A 17,766-nucleotide genomic window follows, 5' to 3' on the forward strand; every position below is an offset into this window, starting at 1 on the left:
GATAAATTCTATTGAATATAATATCATTTGGAGTAATTAAAATGCAAAAGATTTACTAAATAAAATTTTTAGTAATAGAGTTTTTGAAAGATTCCATGACGGCAACTAACGAAACTGCTTTACTTCAATCGACCATTTCATGAAATAAAAACAAGATGGAGGATTAATCTTTCAATAACTCTAATGTAAACTTTATAAAATAATCAAATATTGAGTTAAATTTAATATTTTTATCTTGTCAATTTATTTATAACTATACTAAGATTCATTATAATATATATTATTAAATTCGATTATATTTTATGAGCATTATTGTGGATTCATCAACCAGTCATCTTCCTGAAATTAAAAGTTTCGTTGAAGCAGTCAGGCAGTATTGTAAAATGATTGAATCGATTGATAATCAAAAAGAATTGTGTATTTTTTTGCGTCAGGTTGCGGCGTCAATTGCTCATCTCTATACGTGTGCGTTCGATCTTCCAAAAATTTCACTGCAGTACAAATTTACCAAAGTCATTTCTAAATCTGGCGAATATGAAAAGTCCTTATCATCTTTACTCGGTAGTTACAATTTTTATAATATATCTTTGGCGCCTTTAGATTTGACTCAACCTGAGTTAGCAATAGGTGCCTTATCTGATGATTTAGGTGAACTTTATTCTGACCTGAAAAGTGCTTTAGATTGTTTTGATAGGAGAGAACTCTCTTATGTAGAACATTCTTTATGGAGTTGGAAATTTGGTTTCGAAACCCATTGGGGTGAACATCTTACAAATGCTTTGCAACATATTCATTTTCTTCTTTTTGATCAATATGTTTGATCGTGTAGATTTTTATACTATCTTCGTTTTTTCTAAATCTTATAAAAGGTTTTCTTTGAGAAAATTAGAGTTGAACGATTTATAGCAAGTTCAAGATTTTACTTTATGATTTATTTCAAACTACATTTTTTTAAAGTTTGAAATGAATGATTCAATGAGAAAGCGAATAAAGTTGAATTTAGCAGAGCATTTTTATAGATCGCGGTGAACTTAGTGAAATATGAGTAGTGTTTCGGATCAAAAATTGGATGACTAGAAAAAGGACATTCTTAAGTGATCGATCAATTTGTTGATCAGAACATTGGGTTCAAACGCGATTCGATACAAAGCTGGATTCACCTAAAAACAATTACACTTTGATTATTCAAAATAACAAATCGATATAAATTGAAAGTCATTCTGGATTTACTTTATGAAACATATTTTCCTTTTTATTATTTTATTATTTCTTTTTGAAACCTGTTTTCCAATCGATCCAGAGAGAATTCGTTCTTCTCATTTTCAGGATGGAAAGTATCACAATATTGAAGAAGATGTAAGACTGAATAAAAATTTTTTTTCGGTCTTACGTTGGAAAATTTTAGGACCTAAGGATCCGCCTACAGTAGAGGGAGATCTGGAAAAAATTCCGGATGTAATCCCTATAAAAAAAGAGGATTTACTTGCTCCCGAGGGTAAAGTGAGAATTGTCTGGCTTGGACATGCAACGGTATGGATCGCTTCTCATTTTCACGGTAAAAGAATGCACATTCTTACAGATCCGATATTTACTGGAGTTCCTCCTTTTGTTAAGCGACTTACTAAACTTCCGATCGAACCAGAAAATCTTCCCGGAGTGGACATTGTAGTGATTAGCCACGCGCACAGAGATCATTTGGATATAGATTCGATTCAAAAGATACAAAAGTTATTTCCGGAAGTTACAGTTCATCTTCCTTCTGGAATGGGTGAATTTGCAAGGGACGAAGGACTTGAAAATGCGGTAATACAAGAGTGGTGGACGATTACAGAATATGCGGGAACCAAAATTCACTTTCTTCCCGCAAAACATTGGAGCAGAATGGGACTTACCGATATGAATCAATATCATTGGGGAAGTTACGCATTCGAATTTGAGAATATTAGAATATACTTTGGTGGTGATACTGGATTTTCAAAACACTTTTCGGAAATTGGGAAACGTTTTGCCCAGGGATTTTCAGCGACCATACTTCCCATAGGAGCGTTTAAACCTAGATGGTTTATGGAACCTGCTCATATAGGACCCAAGGAAGCATTAGAGGCAAGTTCTATTCTTCATTCTTCTTTGATCCTTCCGGTTCATTGGGGGACATTCGCGCTTGGAGACGACCTTCCTTCGGAGGCTCCACTTTATCTTAAAAAATTACATTCTGAGAAAAAAGATAAGTTACCGGCTCTACGAGTTTGGACGATGGGTGAAATTGTAGATTTGTGAACGATTCCGGTTTTACTACTCGGCGTATGAAAAATAATATTAAAAACAAACGATTAATTTTATAAAAGATGTCAGAAATTGTGTCTAACTCAGGATTGTTGTTTTTTGAAGTAGATCTCACATTCTAATTTTTGAAACAAGTTCGTGACGTATAGTATTTTTACGAAAATTTACTTTTTATTCTTTTTCGTGTCACTACGATAAATCAGAATTCGTTTCTAAATCAATTTTAGAAAAACTGCAACTGCGTATTTTACGTCTTCTCTCCCATCTCTTTCAAAAAGAGTAGAAGATTTTCCTTTCCATACATTCGCTTTTTGTAATGGTTTATCCAATCGAAATAAAAATAAATCTTCATTAGAGATATACGAGGATGGAATTTCTTCTGTTAAACTTTTGTGAAGATAGGGAACTTCCGGAAAGTTTCCCCGATCGGTATAAAGAACGGGAGTTTTTGCGTAAACGGCTTCGCTTAAAATTCCATAACCAGGTTTTGTAATTACAAAATCGCAGGCGGTCAAAAGATCCGGGTAATGGAGATTGGAAAGTTGTATAATTCCATTTTTTTGTTTATTAGGAATTTTTAATAGATCGAAATCTGTTCCTGAAAGTACGATCGTGTATTTTTCCGGATCAAATTTTTCCCAGTCAAACCGAGACGTTTCTACTCCATAAGCTCCAAACGAGAATAAAAGATGAATTTTATCTTTTGGAAGTTTAAAAAATTCTTTAGCCTCGTTTTTGTTTAAAAACGGTTTTCTTCCTACAAGACCAATTTGTTTTTGTTCCGCTAGGGAATTCGCAGGACAATTGAAAGGAAGAAGTAGGCCGAATGTAGCGTGATAGTACTCCTCGTAAATTGACCGAGTCGCTTTTTCAAAAATTGAAGATTCTTTTGCATAACCAGAGTAGATAAAATCCCAGGTAAAGTTTCCTATAAATAGGGACGGGATTTTGAGTTTGTCCGCGATTTTAAACGGAAGAGATGCCGAATCGGAAATGATTAATTCCGTTCCAAAGTCCAGACAAGACTCAATTTCAGAAATTTGAATATATGATTTTTGTAAATTGAATTCTTCGATAGCTGCTTCTGTGGCGACAGTATCTATGGAAAGAGAATCTTTTTGGATCATACCCACGTCCAAGGACCTTTTACGAATTTGCAGACGCCTTAGATTTTTGGTATCTTCTTCCGAAAGGAAAAGAGTATCTAGAAATTTTTCTCGAACGGTTACGAGATCGATTGTTAAATCTGGAAAACTTCTAAGTAAATAAAGAATGATTTCCATGGACCGGCTGATATGACCAAATCCATGACCGCTAACGTAATAAGTGATTTTCATAAAACGGAAACTTGTCTAATGACTTCGTACATAACGATTCCAGCAGACATTGCTAAGTTGAGTGAATCCGATTCTCCGAACATAGGAAGTGAAACGTATTCATCGGAATTGTTTCTTGCATAAGTAGAAAGACCGTATTGTTCCGAGCCGAAGACGAGCGCTATTTTGCCCTTTAAATCCGCATTATAGTAATGTTTTGTAGCTTCTGGTGTGACGGCTAATGTTCTATACTGGTTCTTTTTTAAAATTTCATAAATCAGTTTTATTTCTCCAAGATAAACTTCTAAAGTAAAAAGAGCTCCTGTAGAAGCACGGATTACGTTCGGATTAAAAAGATCCAGTTTAGGATCGGCTACAAGTACAGTATGAAACCCTGCTCCTTCCGCGGTTCTCAGAATTGTTCCTAGGTTTCCAGGTTTTTCCACGCCTTCGATCACTAAAATCGGTTTCAAATTTTTGAATATATTAGATTTGTTTTGAAAGGTATCTAGTCCTGTTTCAAAAAAAAATGCGGTTGCGATCAGTCCGTCAGGTCTGTCTCTATAAGAAACTTTTTCAAAAATCTTTTTAGGAACTTTGATGTTTTTGGTTCCGATCGAACGAATAAGTGAAAATTCGTTTTCTCCTAAAAAACATTCCGGAGAAAAAAGTATGTTTTGAAACTTTATCTTTCCAGATTTTTGTGCTCTTAAAATTTCACGATACCCTTCTATAAAAAAAAGGCCCGAAGTTTCTCTGTGTTTTTTTTCTTTGAGATTGGAAATTGTCTTCAACTTTTCGTTTGAAAAACTGGTAATTTCCAAAAATTGAATGTCGTTCAAAGCGAAAGTTTCTCCGATACATAAATACAATTAGAGCCTGCGGGGTAAAGTCTTCCGCTTGTTTCTGGAATGGAAAGTTCACCTATATGAAAACTTCCTTTGTTGTTGATTCTTCCGTCTAAAATTCTTTGTAGGGCCAGAGGGCTAAAACCAGTAGAGTGGCAGGTAAGTACTATAAAATCTGGTTTATTTCCGGAGAGCTCCATCAGAAGATCCATAAGTTCTGGAAGGTCTTTTTCTATCTTAAATACTTCTCCACTTGCACCTCTTCCAAACGTAGGAGGGTCTAGGATAAAACCTCGATAGTCTTTTCCTCGTTTGATTTCCCGTTTTAAAAATTTCAATACGTCTTCTACCATCCAACGGACTTTTTTGTGTGCAAGACCGGAGGCGTTTGCGTTATCTCGGGCCCAGTCCACCATCCCTTTGGAAGAATCTAGATGACAAACGGATGCCCCTCCGTCTAACACTGCCAAGGTAGAAATTCCCGAATAAGCGAAAAGGTTCAAAACTTCGTCTTCTTTTTTAAGTTGAGAAGAAAGTTTACGGATTTTTTTCCAGTTTTCTAATTGCTCGGCAAAAATTCCAAGATGACCGAACGGAGTAAATTTTATTTTAATAGAATATTCTAAAATTCGAATATAGAATTCTTCTTCTGTTTTTTTATGCCAATTCCAGGAGCCTCCTCCTTTATCTGAACGTACGTATTCTCCATATACATTGTTCCATAGATTTGGTTTTGTGGCCGGCCAAGCGGAGACGGGAGAAGGGCGGATGATCGTATAAGGCCCGATTTGTTCTAACTTTCGAAAATTTCCGGAGTCAATTAATTTATAAGAACCCGTTTCAATCACTTTTGCGTTTGTTTCTGAAAATCTTTCTACAGAAGTAGATTTTTTTTGCGAATTTGTTTTTGATGATTCAATTTTTTTTGCAGTTTTCATAGATATGCACCTTAAAGTAATTTCCTTCCGGAAAATTCTTTCTGATCGGATGATCGACCTCCGGTTTTAAACTCGTAAAACGTTCAAACTTCCATCCTTTCGATTGAAGAATGTTCTTTGCAAGAGATTCTAATTCTTGGGTTTTAATTCTACCTGAACAAGAACAAAGTATGATCGTTCCCGATTCTTCCAAAGAAGAAAGACTATTTGCAAAAAGATAGGAATAGGATTTAAGAGCGTTTGATTTAGATTTTTCATCCGGAGTGAGATTGGGAGGATCGATTACGATTAATCCAAATGATTTGTTTTGTAGAATTTCTTCTAATTCTTTAAAAATATTTTTCCGTAAAAATCTATGTTTACAATTTCCTTTATTTTTATTTAGACTCAAAACTCTTTGAAACGAATCCAAGGCTTCTTTGGAACCGTCTACCGAAATAACGGAAGAGGCTCCTGCTATTTCCATACAAATAGAAGTGAGTCCAGTATGAGAAAACAGATGAAGACAATTTTTATTTTTGCTCAGTTCTTTTTTTTCGAGAAGAAATCTACGTAAATTTCTGAGATCTAAAAAAATTCCTCCTTTTTGACCTGGAAGTTCGATCGGAAAATTTACTTCATACAGTCGGATCGTTTCTCTAATTTTATATTTATCTGAATGATAGATTTCCTTTTGTATGGAATGTTTTGTTTTTTCTTTTGTAAAATTACTTCTGTTTCTGGTTGATTGCCGATTTCCTCTCCATAATCTTTCATGGATCAAGTTGATTGTAGATTCTAAATTCTGTTTTTTTAAAATAGAATTATAGAATATATTCTCTTGTGATGTTTTGAAAAGATCTGAATTTGATAAGTTCGAGTTTTGCTTAGGATACTTTAAAATTTCTTTGGAATCGTTATCCGATAGGTTAGTGTTTTGTGAAAAAGTCGAAAGATCATTTTCTAAATTAAAATTATCTAAAATTTTTTTTTCTAATGTTTCTGAGGAAGAGATTTTTTTAAAATTTGATTTTTTGGAAGTCAAGTTTTGGTTAAAATTAGATTTATCCAATTTGGAGGGGGTAAACGTTTGAGAATGATCGGCAGGATCTTTTTTTTTAAAACCGATTTTGTCTTCGCCGGTTTTTTCGGGGGGATCAAATAAAATCCGTTTTGGTTGAGGTTCCCCTAATTTAGAATTTTTGCATATATCAAATAAATTCCAGACCAACCATCTTCCGTATACAAGTAAAGAAGAGGAATAAATACGAACCACCCAGGTAGTATTTAATCGATCGATTGTAATTCCCGGAAAAAAATCGTTTTCTCCGTGTAAAATTCTGTATGCATTTGTGATTTTTCTAAGTTCGTTTCTTTTTTTGAGAGCATAAATTAAGTTTTCTCTCATTTTTTCTTTTGAAAAAGAAGGTAAAAATTGAATGACCCGTATTCGGATTAAGCCTGTTGTAGAATAAATTCCGGTCGCCAAAGGAACGTTAGTTGTTGATACTAAATTCAACCATTGCCCGTTAACAAAATGAGAAGTCGCAGAAGAAAGATTGCCGCCAAAGATCCAGGGATGTCCGCGTCGAATGGAAATTTCGCTCTTCCGGTTCAATTGGTATCTATGAAACCGGAAGTTTGTAGAATGAGAGTTCAGGCTTTTTTCTTGGCTTCTTTGTAGGAAGTTTCTGTAGAACCGGTGTAGATTTGTCTTGGACGACCAATTTTCATATCCGGAGATTCTATCATTTCTTTCCACTGAGCGATCCAACCTGGAAGACGTCCCATAGCAAACATTACCGTAAACATATTTACTGGAATTCCGAGGGCTCGGTAGATAATTCCGGAATAAAAGTCTACGTTTGGATAGAGTTTTCTTTCCACAAAGTAAGGATCATGAAGAGCTGTTTCTTCTAGTTCTTTAGCAATATCTAATAAAGAATCTTGAACGCCTAATCTTTTTAATACGGAGTCGCACGCCTTTTTGATGATCTTTGCACGTGGATCAAAATTTTTATAGACCCTGTGACCGAATCCGGAAAGACGGAAAGAGTCATTTTTATCTTTTGCTTTTTCTACGATTTTTTTTACGGGCAAACCGCTTGCCTGAATCTCTTGCAACATTTCTAATACTTCTTGATTGGCTCCTCCGTGTCTAGGTCCCCAAAGAGCACAAATTCCAGCAGAGATCGCGCCGTATAAGTTTGCGAGAGAAGATCCCACCAAACGCACCGTAGACGTAGAACAGTTTTGTTCGTGGTCCGCATGAAGAATCAATAATAAGTTCAACGCTTTTACGATTTCTGGATCAATTTTATAATCCTCGCTTGGAACGGAGAACATCATGTTCATAAAGTTTGCGCAATAATCCAAACTGTTCAAAGGATGAATTGTAGGTTGTCCAATGGATTTCTTATAAGCGAATGCGGCGATTGTAGGAAACTTAGCGAGAAGACGAATCATAGAAATATGTCTGTGTTCTGCATTTTCCGGATCGTAAGAATCTTGATAATAAGTGGAAAGAGATCCGATCATAGAAGACATGATCGCCATTGGGTGACCGTCTTTTGGAAATCCATTATAAAGACGTTTAAGATCCTCGTGGATCAACGTGTGCATCGTAAGTTCGTCGTTCCATTTTTTCAATTCTGAGTCTGAAGGAATTTTTCCGTATATCAGTAAATAGGCGACTTCAGTAAATGTGGAATTTTCGGCGAGTTGTTCGATCGGAATTCCTCTGTATCTTAAAATACCTAGTTCTCCGTCTAAAAAAGTCACCGCGCTTGTGCAGGCTCCAGTATTTAAATATCCGTTGTCCAAGGTTACATATCCGGTCTGTTGACGGAGTTTAGAAATATCGATTGCTTTTTCTTTTTCGGTGCCTATTACGATCGGGAGTTCGTATTCTTTCCCATCGATTTTCAGAATTGCTACCTCTGCCATGTTATTCTCCTAATAAATGTTTGTCGTTTTTGCGGTGGCGTTCAAAAATTGCGCTTCAATTGTTTCAGATTCCTATCCTATTCTTTCTATCAGAGAGACAATCTAAAAAATTTAAAGTCTCTTATACTTTCGTAAATTCTGATAATTATAATAGTTAGAACTAACGATTCTACAATAGTCTCTTGGTTCTTTAAGAGGAAGTTCTTCTAAGAAATGATTGAAGTCTCCACGATAATGGTTTCGTTTCCATTTACGCAGATTTCCAGGACCTCCGTTATAAGCGATCGAAGCCCATTGAAGGTTTCCATGAGAAGCAACAAGATAGCGTAAAAACCTCGCACCCATTTCGATAGAAACTTCTGGATCAAAAAGTGAGTAAGAATTTAGATTCATTCCTTTGGCGATTTCTTTACCAGTAGGACCCATGATCTGCATCAAACCCCTTGCGTTCGAAACGGAAACAGCATTCTCTTTAAAAAAAGATTCTTGGCGCATGATTGCGTATATGATGTCTTCTTCGATTCCAAGTTTTTGAGAAATGGAAGTTACAAGTCCTCTATGTGGTCTAGGATAAATTCTAGCCGCAAGTTTCGAGGGAAGTAGAATCACGTCGTCGCTGATTTTTTCTTTTTTCATCAGAGCTCTAGTATGAAAGACGGTGAGATAAGTAGTTCCAGTTTGTTCTCCAAGAGCAGCTAGAATTTCATCCTTTTCGTTTTCTCCAATTCCTTGTTGGAATTTGTATTTTTGAACTAACGAAAGCGCATAACCCATCTCTCCTACTTCTAAATATTCTTTTGCAGATTGTAGAATTTTATTTCCTTTAATTTTAGAATGAGCGGAATCGATTTTACCGTCTAACTGAAACGCTGCGGACTGAATGGCAAAGTCCAAATCTTTTCCTAAAATTTTTCCAGAAAGTTCAGGAATTCCTGCAGTTAAGGAAAGATATTCAAATAAATTATCTTTATTAGAAGTAGGATTAGAAGGAAGAGGGAAGGCTGAAATTTCCTCTTGGAATTCTTCTCGAATTACTCTTGTATAATAAGAACCAGGAATGAATTTATAATAGGATTTAAGCCAAGAGTTGAGTTCTTCGGTTCTACCGTTTTTTTTAAGGAATCTAAGATACCAATACACCAATCTTCCTTTAACTGGAAGGTCCGGAATTTTTCTAAGAGCGTCTTTCCAATAAGCATCACCTAAAAAGTTTTCGTGATTGCCGATCAGAAGATCGATTAATTCGTCTTGTCGGATTAAATTTGTCGGATTTTTTTCTAAAGAGTCTATTAGATTTCTAAAATATAGATCTTTGTTTCCTTGTTTTTTAAAAGCCCTGGCGTAACTGTAAAGAACCTCGTCGTTTTTTTCGACTCCGGATTCGTTTAACAAATCCAGAGCCTTGCCCGAAAAATTCTGATTGGTAAGTTCTCTCGACATAACCGCAGTAAAATCCGGGTTGTATTTTGCTAGATTTGAATTTCTTCTAAAAAAATCGGGAAGTAATTCTGGTTCATAAGAAAGAATGGCCCTGGCAGTGTTACGAAACGCTTCTCCTTTAGAAAAAGAAACTTTTTCAAGATCTTTAGATGCGATCAGATGTTTTTTTTCGGAGGGATTTAAAAAAGGAAGAAACAAAGCCGCCCTTTCCGGAGTAAGAGAAGAATAAAAGGAATTTCCTTTCCAGATTTGTAGATCTTCCAAGATAAATTTTTTAACAGAAGAAAGGACGGAAGGATCTTCTAAAACAGTATAAAAAATGGATTCTGCATTTTCGGTATTTCCTGATTTGTAGAGAGATTTCGCATAACGGTACCAAATCATAGGAGAAAAAATTTCGGATCGTTCTCGATCTGAAAAAGTTTTGGCAAAGTCCAGACATTCTCGAATCATTCCGGTTTCGTAATAGATCTTAAAAATTTCTGAAATTGCGTTTTGACTGAGTGGGTCGTTTTCTCTCGGTAATTTTTTTAAAAAATCGATCAGTTCTATTTTATTCAAAAGTTTTCTGCGAGAGGCTTCTTCATAGAGTTTCCAGAAGGAAAGTTTCGTAATTACCGAGTTAGATGGTAAGGGAGAATGTAAAATATCCAGAAGATCTTGTCTTGTTGGATGGGAAGTTAACTTACCTTTGAGAATAGAAACCAGATAGTAAAATTTTTTATCATGATGTCCGTCCGGATGTTCTTCGTGGTATCTAACTAATGCATAAACTTCGGATTCAGTTCCGGGATGTCGTTCCTGAAAAATACGATGGATTTTTTGAAGACTATAGGATTTGATCAGATATTTGAGATCATCGTTTGCGTAAATATTGCCGAAAATGAAGACGAGTAGGCTGGTCAGGGCGAATTTTTTCATTCGTATTCTTTAGTTACCTTTTCGGCCTAAGGATTCAATCGCAAAAAGGAAATTCTCATGCAAATCCTGGAAAAAGAAAAAACGAACGATCTTTGGCCCGAAATTACGCTTTCATCTTATGTAGAAAAAGCCCCTACGATTTTAGTCAAAAAAAGAAAATCGGAAGGTCTCGTTCCGCGAAATCCGGAGATCATACGGCTCAAATCTAAAATTTTAGAATATTTTTCGGGGGCGCTCAACGAAGTTCACTCTCCCTTTTCCAGTTTGAGAATCGACTTATTTGGAGAATTTCGTTTTCAAACTGATGCGACTTCTCCTTTCGAAGAAGAAGGTCTTTCGGAAAGAGAAAAGAATTTGCTCAAAATATTCTTTGAGGAACTTTTGGAAAGAGCACTTGAGGAACATCAAGCCGATCCGGAAGTGTTTCAAGTATTACAATCCTTTCTTTTGCACGAACAAAATTTAGATGAATATCTGGAATTGACCCAAGTATACGATCAGGATCTTCCGTTTATCTTGGAAGCAAAACGTTTTTTGGCGCTTATGGGAAAAATTGAATATTCAAATTTTCTAAAGGAAGAAAGTTCTTCTAGGTTTCAAAAATATGGAATTCTTTGGAAATCGGGAAGTCTTAGTTTAGAAGATAGGGAAACGATTTACGATCTGGTGGTTACCGGTGAGGAACCTGGTTTGCTTGGACTTGCTTGGATACTTTTTAAACACGAAACAACTGGATTTAGAACTGTGTTTCCGATCGAAAGAAGGATTCTTACTTTGATCGAATCATTGAGTTCTGAAGAAAAGGAATCTTTTTTTAAAACTTATTCGGCTCGACACGGTTATCTAGAAACTTATTTCGTTCTTAGAAGAATTTATCCTCGGGAATATAGGAAGGCTTGGCTGGAAGGAGAAAAACAAAAAAACGGAAGGTCTGTTTTATTGGGTTCTCTACAGGATAAAATTTTACAAAGTCAGGACGAATCCCTAGAAAAACGTTATGCGCTCTTGAAAAAAAATCATATAGTCTACACTTTGAGCCCTTTTGAACTTTTAATTCTACTCAATTCCACCGAATCTTCGAATGTTCAAAAGGAAATTGGTGGAGTGGAAGAAAGACTTCCGGATTCTTATTTGACTAAAAGGGCTAAGTCGGTACTTTATTTTTTTGAAAAAAAATTCGAAGAGTTTTTAAAGTCGTTGGAACATTGTGGTCGTTTCCGTTTTTCTCCGGAGATGCTTTATTTACAAGGTTCAGCTTTAGTTGAAATTGGTAGAACCCAGGAAGGGATTAAACTTTTGGAAAATCTTTTGATTAAGTTTCCGGATGCAGATTATCTTCGTTTGGTTTTAGAAAGATATAAGAAAAATTGAATTTTACTTATATCTTTTCTTAAGCATAAATAATAATACTTTAAAAATTTATAATAAACTGTTGGGTTTTGATAGTAGCCATTACATTTTTACTTTACAAAATTTCCAGCAGTTCCTCCTCATCTAATTTTTCGTTCGGGACAAGTTTTTGACTCGTGTATGAAAATAATACTCATCGTGCCTCAAAACTAATCCTTCTTGATCAGAAAATTCAATCTGCAGAGAATCTACTCGAATTTTGGGACAGATTCTTTGTTTACTATTCTGTTAGGATAGGGTAAAAAAAATTTCTGAAAAAGTAAGTTTAGCCGTTTTTATTTTAGAATAGCTAACTTTTGTCAATAGAGTATGGGTATTGGCTTGTCATTGGGTTTGGTTTGAATTGTAATTCTCTCGATATAAGATTTTGTCTTCTGTTTATCTTCCAAGTCATTTTGTAAGTCCAATGAAAGCTAGGAACTCCCCGGTTTAAAGTTTTCACAAAAAAATCCTCTTTTCCACCAAGCTCCTCCAGCCAAAGCATATAATTAAAAAGATAACATCGTGAAACCCCATGAGCCGCAGCCAACACACCCAAGTTAGCCCAAACCCCAGTATTCACACGAATGCTAAATTTTTTCATCTTGCCAACGCCCCGATTGTATTTGATTTTACCCGCCTTATGATAAAGACGTTCCATAGAAGCGATCCGCTTAGAATACTTTCTCAATAAAATAGGAAGTTTCTTACGAAGATCTTTTCTTTCTTGAGAATTCAAACGATTCCAATAATCATTTGGAACTAAAAGAGAATCTGTTCCAATTGAATTTTCTACCAACGCAGACACAATTTTTTGACCATCATCCAATATGAGCATATTCATACCGAAAGCGGTTCCTTGAGTTTCTTAAACGGAACGACTTATAGAAAAAATTTTTGAAAAAACAAATAAATTGTATCTTAGATAACTGTACTGAAATTTAAAAAGTTTTAGAAGAAATCAATTCGAGTCAGAGCGACAAACGATACGAATCAAAAAACAGATGAAACAATATCACAATTATATTAGGGTAGTTGAATGATGAAAAATAAGAATGTAATCATAAAACCAGTAGATAAAAATAATTGGAGAGATTTTGAAACATTATTCGAATCCAAAGGAGGACCTCATTATTGTTGGTGTATGGCATGGCGAATGACCGGGGAAGAACGCAAAAATAACACCACCGAAAACAGAAAAAAATTTATCAAACAAAGAGTGGAGTCTAAAATCTCCATAGGAATTTTAGGATATTTGAATGAAGAAGCAATTGCATGGTGTTCCGTTGCTCCTAGAGAAACGTATCGTTCACTCGGTGGAGATGAGAATTTAGAAAGTGTATGGTCGATCGTTTGTTTTTTCGTAAAAAAAGAATATCAAGGAAGAGGAGTGGCGACAACTATTATAGAGAATGCAAAAGATTATGCAAAAAAAAATGGAGCAAAATATTTAGAAGCCTATCCTGTTGAAAAAAATTCTCCCAGTTATAAATTTATGGGTTTTACTTCCATGTTTAAAAAAATAGGATTTACATTTGTTAAAAAAGCTGGAACTAGAAGGAACGTTATGACATATAAACTCTAAAAATAATGAATAGAGTTGTTGAAAAATTAATTCGCCATCGATTTCCGTTGTATGGAAACTGTCGATTGAAGTAGTTTTGTTAAACTCCACTATAGAATTTTTCAACAACTCTAATATATTTTCACAAAAGAATCGGTAATTTATAATAGAGTTTTTGAAAATTAATTTTTTGTTTCTTTTTAAATAAAGCGAATGAATAATGCTGTTTTGCTAATGTTCGATATGAAATTTTCAACGACTCTAATGAAAAAAATCATTCTACTATTCTGTCTTATATCAATTTCAATTTTAAATGCAGACGAATTAAATACGAAGATCTTAACTGAAGAACAGATTGCGGATTTACCTGCTCCCCAGGTTTTGAGACAAATCCGATCGATAGAAAAAAAACTCCATAAACTAAATGAAATACAGATCGGATATTTAGATCGATTGAAAGTAGCTCTTCAATTTAAAAAAGAGGAAGAGACAGATAGTTATAAAGAAGAAAATAAGACGGACTATGTTTATTATGATCCTTCTGTAAGTTATATATACAGACAATTGAATGCAAATCTAAACCTGATTCGAAAAGGAGCTAAAAAGACTGAGGTTCTTAAATACTTAAAAAAAATATATCAATGGGATCGATTAGAAACGGTAGATAATATTGACCCGACGAAGATTCCAATTGTATCGCAGAAAACGGTTTATGAAAAATATTTCTATACCGAATACACAAAATACTTATATTATAAAGTACATTGTAAAAAGATCGTTCAGGAAGCAGTAGGAGAAGAGTGCGGGCCTTGGCCGGAATATGAAGAAGAACTAAATCGTATGTTAAAAAAATATAAAATAGATGATACTTCTCCATTAGAAAAAAACTGCGAATGTATAGGTTGTTAAATATTAGAGTTGTTGGAAATTAATTCTCCATCTGTTTCCGTTGTATTGAAATGGACAATTAAAGCAATTTTGCTAATCTCTATTATAGAATTTTTCAACAACTCTATTGTGATGACTTTTGTTTTCGAATTACCTTATCCAATTTTCGATTTTTAGATCCGGAATTTTATGAAAGTGTTTTTCTTTGTTTGTAACCAACGTATAATTGAGATACATAGCAGTAGAACCTATTACTCATAACTATATAATAAGGTACCTAATATTTTACATAGAATCAGCGTTTTGTGATAAAATTAACTGAACTCAATTTTATAGAGATCAGTAGTAAATCGAAATCTTCGATAAGAGTTTTGAAGGGTCGATTTCAATTCTCCAAATGTTTCTATAATTCTTCTGGTTCTGAAAAAAGTTGGAATCTGAATCTTACAAATCGATTCCTAAAATGTGGAACTTCCCACAATTTATAAAATAGAAGTTTATAACAATTGAATCTGTCGTATTCAAATGTAGGAACGATTACAAAACTTAGGTTTGTCTGTAAAAATGATGTGGGAACTACTGCAAATCACGATTTTAAGAACAAATTCTAAAATTGTAGTAACTTTTATTTTTAGAAAAATTTTTTTTACGTCAAACTCACGTTAACTTGTAACTTGTCCAAAACCTTAAAAAGTTTTTCCTATATTGACTGAATTGGATTCTATGTGAAGTTTGTTCCACTCGATTTCTTCTTTAGAACTCCTTGACAAAAGTTTTCAATTTATGCGAGACTATGTAAAGACCAATGGCAATCAGTCACGAACAAATTCTTGAGTTACAGAAATACCAAAAGATGATTCATCAGTTGGAAAAAATAGCCAAAGAATCTAAAAACGACGAACAACGTTATCGTGTTTCCAGAGATCTAGAAAAATATAAAACGAAGATGAAGGATATTTCTCCGGAGGGAATTCCGGATAATCTAGACGTGACTGCGGAACAGATTAAACGTTATAAGGAAAATCCGAACGAAGCCGGTAGGGTACTTGCTAAATATCCGATCATGAAAATTTCTCCTAACTCCAACGATCCAGAGGTCAATCAGATTGGGACTTGGATCAACGTAATGGATAGAGAGTATCTGCCTGTATTAAATGAAACTCACGTTCGTTTTGATTTTTCTCATACAAACGAAAAAGACGGTGTGGTCAAGTATATGGAAAATATTCGAAGAAATGTCAAGGTTCTCACTGAAACCATAGAAGAATTTCATGCCGCAGAAAAGCAGGAGTTTAGAGAACAGTTGAGTCGAATGAAGAATAAACAAACCAGGATCTTCATAGCGGAAGCCTACGAGATGTTTCAAAAATTCAACGAATTTTTAAATAAAGTCACTAAAGAGGCGAAGGAAGTAGGAGGTGTGATTATGAATCTGGAAGATACGATTCGTTTTAACCCTAGATTTGAAAGAGCCACAGAATTAGAAGGGAAAAGTATTATGGACGCACTTAAGGAGTTCCAGGAATTCACTTCTGAAGCTTTGGATCGAATTAATGTTCCTAATATCCGCTGACACCTCTTCTTTTCTAATTTTCAAAACAGAGCCTTGAAAAATCCTTTTCCGTTTGGTGGGATCTGTACATTTAGTGATTTAAACTCCCTCCGAAAAGGACAAATAGGAAACACAGGCGCATGGCACTCGTTAAAAATTCATCCGAAGTTGCGAACTCCACCATCGGAGAAAATTCCTACTTCAGCGGAAAATTCTTTATCAATGGATCTCTTAAGATCGACGGAAAATTTGAAGGAAAATCCTTACAAGCCGAACAACTTTATATCGGTGTTACCGGTAAGGTAAAAACCAATATCACTGCCGCCAGCGTTATTATTGAAGGAATTGTAATCGGAAATATCACCGCAAGAAATAGAGTAATGCTTCTTCCCACCTCTAAAATTCTCGGGGATATTCGTACTCCGGAATTGATCATTCAAAATGGAGTGATCTTAGAAGGGCGCTGTATGATTTCGAACGATCTCAAACATTCTGCGAAGGATCTGATCGATTTAGAATATTCTAAAGATTCCCTCAGCGTTGAAAAAATCTTCGGAAAACAATCCGGGGCTAGAGAATAATTCGCAAGGTTTTCTTTCCGGAAAAAAATTTTCGGAATCAAAACAGACTTCAAAGAAGTGAACCGGATTCTGATTACAGAAGGAGATCCTTGTGGGATCGGTCCGGAGATTTTTCTCGATACACTTTCCCTTTTAAAAAAAATCTCTAAAACAAGACCAATCGTCTATTTTCATTCCGGTAAATATTCGCTTCCAAAAGAATTTGTTTCGATGCCGATGGACGTCGCCGATGTTTCGTCGATCAATGCGGTTTTCAATTCTAAAATTTCAGAGCGTCTTATAGCAGAAGCCTCGTCCCAAATTTTGAAAAAAGGTTTGTTCTCGATTTCGCATAACGTACTTTCTAAAAAGGAAATTTCTGCTTTGAAATTTGGCAAACCGTCCGCTTTGTCTGGAAAATCTGCGTTGGCTACTCTTTCTCTTGCAGTGAGATTTCAAAAAGAAGGAGGTGGTGATTTAATCACTCTTCCGTTGAGTAAAGAATGGGTAATTGCTTCTGGGGCTTCTACGTTTCGAGGTCATACTGAATTTCTCGCGGAAGAATATCGTACTCAGACATTTATGCTGATGTCCGGCAAAGATCTTCAGGTTCTTCCTTTAACGACTCATGTTCCACTCGTAAAAGTTCCGGAGTTTTTGAAAGAGGTAGATTTAGATTCTCTTGCTGATTCTATTTTTTCTTGTCAGAAAATCGATCTCAAAAAACCGATCGTGTTTCTTGGTCTTAACCCACACGCGGGGGAAGGTGGTAAAATAGGAAAGGAAGAAGTCGAGATTCTCGAACCTATAATTCAATTCTTAAAGAAAAAAGGTTTAAAAGTAGAAGGGCCCCTTTCCGCTGATTCAATGTTTGGTGAATCTTCTCGAAAAAAATTTGGTCTTCATATAGCCTGTTATCACGATCAGGGGCTGATTCCTTTTAAAATGTGGGAGGGAAAAAGGGGTGTAAATCTAACTTTGGGCCTTCCATTTATAAGGGTTTCTCCGGATCATGGAACTGCATTTGACATTGCTGGGAAAGGACTTGCAGATTCGACTAGTTTTGTAGAATGCCTGAACCAAGTTGTGAAAGATCTTCAAGCAAAACGTTCTAACAAAGAAAAGTTTCGTTTGTAGGTAAG

At 35.2% G+C, this 17,766-nt stretch carries 14 protein-coding genes and 3 pseudogenes; 8 read left to right on the plus strand and 9 right to left on the minus strand.

Going from position 1 to position 17,766, the window contains the following annotated elements; all coding sequences use genetic code 11:
• Positions 1-302 precede the first annotated feature (302 nt).
• Both BW942_RS12535 and BW942_RS12540 read left to right on the plus strand, forming a co-directional pair.
• Positions 303-821 carry a DUF5063 domain-containing protein gene (locus tag BW942_RS12535; RefSeq protein ID WP_002082510.1) on the plus strand — a complete coding sequence of 173 codons (519 nt, stop codon included), beginning with the start codon at positions 303-305 and terminating at the stop codon, positions 819-821.
• A gap of 412 nt (positions 822-1,233) precedes the next feature.
• Complete coding sequence (locus BW942_RS12540; protein ID WP_000680449.1) at positions 1,234-2,277, plus strand: MBL fold metallo-hydrolase; 1,044 nt, start codon at positions 1,234-1,236, stop codon at positions 2,275-2,277.
• A gap of 218 nt (positions 2,278-2,495) precedes the next feature.
• On the opposite strand, the gene BW942_RS12545 is transcribed toward BW942_RS12540, so the two are convergent.
• The 7 genes and pseudogenes from BW942_RS12545 to BW942_RS12570 form a co-directional block, all read right to left on the minus strand.
• Positions 2,496-3,620: a hypothetical protein gene (locus BW942_RS12545; protein ID WP_000706058.1), complete on the minus strand. Its 1,125-nt coding sequence runs from the start codon at positions 3,618-3,620 to the stop codon at positions 2,496-2,498.
• Positions 3,617-4,471 carry an RNA methyltransferase gene (locus BW942_RS12550; RefSeq protein WP_000280345.1) on the minus strand — a complete coding sequence of 285 codons (855 nt, stop codon included), beginning with the start codon at positions 4,469-4,471 and terminating at the stop codon, positions 3,617-3,619. Before BW942_RS12550 ends, BW942_RS12545 begins: the two co-directional genes overlap by 4 nt.
• Positions 4,438-5,385: a class I SAM-dependent methyltransferase gene (locus BW942_RS12555; protein WP_000844813.1), complete on the minus strand. Its 948-nt coding sequence runs from the start codon at positions 5,383-5,385 to the stop codon at positions 4,438-4,440. Before BW942_RS12555 ends, BW942_RS12550 begins: the two co-directional genes overlap by 34 nt.
• A pseudogene (locus BW942_RS22235) lies at positions 5,363-6,031 on the minus strand (class I SAM-dependent methyltransferase); the annotation flags it as partial. The pseudogene BW942_RS22235 and the gene BW942_RS12555, both read right to left, overlap by 23 nt.
• A gap of 366 nt (positions 6,032-6,397) precedes the next feature.
• Positions 6,398-6,982: pseudogene (locus BW942_RS22240) on the minus strand (class I SAM-dependent methyltransferase); the annotation flags it as partial.
• 38 nt (positions 6,983-7,020) lie between these two features.
• On the minus strand, positions 7,021-8,310 hold the full coding sequence (locus tag BW942_RS12565; protein WP_000852462.1) for a citrate synthase: 1,290 nt from the start codon (positions 8,308-8,310) through the stop codon (positions 7,021-7,023).
• A gap of 111 nt (positions 8,311-8,421) precedes the next feature.
• On the minus strand, positions 8,422-10,671 hold the full coding sequence (locus BW942_RS12570; RefSeq protein WP_000712694.1) for a lytic transglycosylase domain-containing protein: 2,250 nt from the start codon (positions 10,669-10,671) through the stop codon (positions 8,422-8,424).
• A 57-nt stretch (positions 10,672-10,728) separates the two neighbouring features.
• Between BW942_RS12570 and BW942_RS12575 the strand changes: the two genes are divergently transcribed.
• Positions 10,729-12,042, plus strand: coding sequence for a hypothetical protein (locus BW942_RS12575; RefSeq protein ID WP_002969629.1), 1,314 nt, complete (start codon positions 10,729-10,731; stop codon positions 12,040-12,042).
• Between the two features lie 328 nt (positions 12,043-12,370).
• On the opposite strand, the gene BW942_RS12580 is transcribed toward BW942_RS12575, so the two are convergent.
• Positions 12,371-12,904, minus strand: coding sequence for a DUF1564 domain-containing protein (locus BW942_RS12580; RefSeq protein WP_002082509.1), 534 nt, complete (start codon positions 12,902-12,904; stop codon positions 12,371-12,373).
• 195 nt (positions 12,905-13,099) lie between these two features.
• Between BW942_RS12580 and BW942_RS12585 the strand changes: the two genes are divergently transcribed.
• Together BW942_RS12585 and BW942_RS12590 are read left to right on the plus strand one after the other, a co-directional pair.
• A complete protein-coding gene (locus BW942_RS12585; RefSeq protein WP_000977284.1) occupies positions 13,100-13,645 on the plus strand; it encodes a GNAT family N-acetyltransferase in 546 nt (181 codons plus the stop codon).
• Between the two features lie 243 nt (positions 13,646-13,888).
• A complete protein-coding gene (locus BW942_RS12590; protein WP_000720585.1) occupies positions 13,889-14,533 on the plus strand; it encodes a hypothetical protein in 645 nt (214 codons plus the stop codon).
• A 129-nt stretch (positions 14,534-14,662) separates the two neighbouring features.
• Here BW942_RS12590 and BW942_RS21800 read toward each other — a convergent pair.
• A pseudogene (locus tag BW942_RS21800) lies at positions 14,663-14,767 on the minus strand (VapC toxin family PIN domain ribonuclease); the annotation flags it as partial.
• 550 nt (positions 14,768-15,317) lie between these two features.
• Between BW942_RS21800 and BW942_RS12595 the strand changes: the two are divergent.
• The 3 genes from BW942_RS12595 (at position 15,318) to BW942_RS12605 (ending at position 17,761) form a co-directional block, all read left to right on the plus strand.
• Positions 15,318-16,085 (plus strand): hypothetical protein, encoded by a 768-nt coding sequence (locus BW942_RS12595; protein ID WP_001008019.1) that lies wholly within the window; start codon positions 15,318-15,320, stop codon positions 16,083-16,085.
• Between the two features lie 119 nt (positions 16,086-16,204).
• Positions 16,205-16,645, plus strand: coding sequence for a bactofilin family protein (locus tag BW942_RS12600; RefSeq protein WP_002969642.1), 441 nt, complete (start codon positions 16,205-16,207; stop codon positions 16,643-16,645).
• A 57-nt stretch (positions 16,646-16,702) separates the two neighbouring features.
• Positions 16,703-17,761, plus strand: a complete 1,059-nt coding sequence (locus tag BW942_RS12605; protein ID WP_001079897.1) for a PdxA family dehydrogenase — start codon at positions 16,703-16,705, stop codon at positions 17,759-17,761.
• The last annotated feature ends 5 nt before the right edge of the window (positions 17,762-17,766 follow it).

The organism is Leptospira interrogans, assembly GCF_900156205.1.
Lineage (GTDB): Bacteria > Spirochaetota > Leptospiria > Leptospirales > Leptospiraceae > Leptospira > Leptospira interrogans.

Coding starts and splice junctions, on each gene's coding strand:
- BW942_RS12535 (WP_002082510.1), top strand. CDS start 303: ATGAGCATTATTGTGGATTCATCAACCAGTCATCTTCCTGAAATTAAA.
- BW942_RS12540 (WP_000680449.1), top strand. CDS start 1,234: ATGAAACATATTTTCCTTTTTATTATTTTATTATTTCTTTTTGAAACC.
- BW942_RS12545 (WP_000706058.1), bottom strand. CDS start 3,620: ATGAAAATCACTTATTACGTTAGCGGTCATGGATTTGGTCATATCAGC.
- BW942_RS12555 (WP_000844813.1), bottom strand. CDS start 5,385: ATGAAAACTGCAAAAAAAATTGAATCATCAAAAACAAATTCGCAAAAA.
- BW942_RS12565 (WP_000852462.1), bottom strand. CDS start 8,310: ATGGCAGAGGTAGCAATTCTGAAAATCGATGGGAAAGAATACGAACTC.
- BW942_RS12570 (WP_000712694.1), bottom strand. CDS start 10,671: ATGAAAAAATTCGCCCTGACCAGCCTACTCGTCTTCATTTTCGGCAAT.
- BW942_RS12575 (WP_002969629.1), top strand. CDS start 10,729: ATGCAAATCCTGGAAAAAGAAAAAACGAACGATCTTTGGCCCGAAATT.
- BW942_RS12580 (WP_002082509.1), bottom strand. CDS start 12,904: ATGAATATGCTCATATTGGATGATGGTCAAAAAATTGTGTCTGCGTTG.
- BW942_RS12585 (WP_000977284.1), top strand. CDS start 13,100: ATGATGAAAAATAAGAATGTAATCATAAAACCAGTAGATAAAAATAAT.
- BW942_RS12590 (WP_000720585.1), top strand. CDS start 13,889: ATGAAAAAAATCATTCTACTATTCTGTCTTATATCAATTTCAATTTTA.
- BW942_RS12595 (WP_001008019.1), top strand. CDS start 15,318: ATGGCAATCAGTCACGAACAAATTCTTGAGTTACAGAAATACCAAAAG.
- BW942_RS12600 (WP_002969642.1), top strand. CDS start 16,205: ATGGCACTCGTTAAAAATTCATCCGAAGTTGCGAACTCCACCATCGGA.